The organism is Streptomyces sp. NPDC031274, from assembly GCF_055570235.1.
In genome coordinates this window covers 1-1,008 of record NZ_JBVIHP010000521.1, presented here as the reverse complement: position 1 = coordinate 1,008, position 1,008 = coordinate 1, and the positions used below count along the sequence as shown (strand labels likewise).

The window sequence follows — 1,008 nt, the reverse complement described above, 5'->3', positions numbered from 1 at the left end:
ACCGCGGTTTTCTTGCCGTACCGCTTGACCAGTCCTGTGNCCTGGACGACGGACTCATTTCCCATGGCGGGAAGTCTAGAGAGGGGGAGCAGGCACGCGGGCAGGGGGCCGTCAGCCAGCCCACTCGGCCCGTGAGCGGTGGGTCTCCAGCCACTTCTCCGCGTACGCGACCGCGTCGGCCACCGGGAAGAGCCGGGCCGTCGCCGCGCCCACCGTGCCGCGCGTCACGGGGCGGTCCCGCTCGAAGTCCGCGCCCAGCTCGTCGAAGCGCTCCTCCGAGATCGAGGTCTCCCGCACCGTCGTCCAGCGGCGTCCTTCCGGGGTCATGACCGCGAAGGAGTTCTCGACCTGGGGAGCGGGGAGGCGGTACTCGGCCAGGTGGAATGCGGTGCAGGAGTCGAAGCCCGCGCCGAGCAGCAGGACCCGGGAGCCCGATTCCTCCAGGCGGGCCAGTGGGCTGCGCTCGCCAATGGGGTCTCCCCTGCTCGAACGGAGTTGAGAGCTTGGGGAAGGCAGTCGAGCGCGTGCCCCTCCAGGAGCGCCGCCGCGCGGGGGCCGACCGCGGCGAAGGAGGTCTGCGGGTGGGCGCTGCGCAAGGCGCCTGGCCAGGTCCGTACGGTCTCGGGGATCACGCCGACGCCTCGGGTGGGGGCGGTGCGCGGGTCGTAGGCGGGGACGGAGGCGCGGATCTCGGGCCACCAGGACTCTGGAACGGGCGGGTTCTCCCACTCGGCAGGGTCGGAGTTGTCGCTGGACTGCGTGGGGACCACCAGGGTCCCCTTTTGGCCCAGTACGTCCAGGATTGCCTGGACAACGGCCACCGGGCCGCCGCTGACCCAGCCGATCGCGCTCAGCGAGGAATGCACGAGGAGGGTCTCTCCGGGGTGCACGCCGAGCTCCCGGAGGTCGGTCGCGAGGGACGCGCGCGTGCACAAAGGGCCGGTCGGAGGGGGTGTCGACATGGTCAGCGAGTCTCCTCGCCCGGGTCTTCGCGCGCCACCGATTTGA

1 pseudogene is annotated in these 1,008 nt (G+C 71.6%); it reads right to left on the bottom strand.

What is annotated here, in order from left to right:
• Positions 1 to 111: 111 nt before the first annotated feature.
• A pseudogene (locus ACZ5CR_RS47650) lies at positions 112 to 962 on the bottom strand (AAC(3) family N-acetyltransferase).
• Between the last annotated feature and the right edge of the window lie 46 nt (positions 963 to 1,008).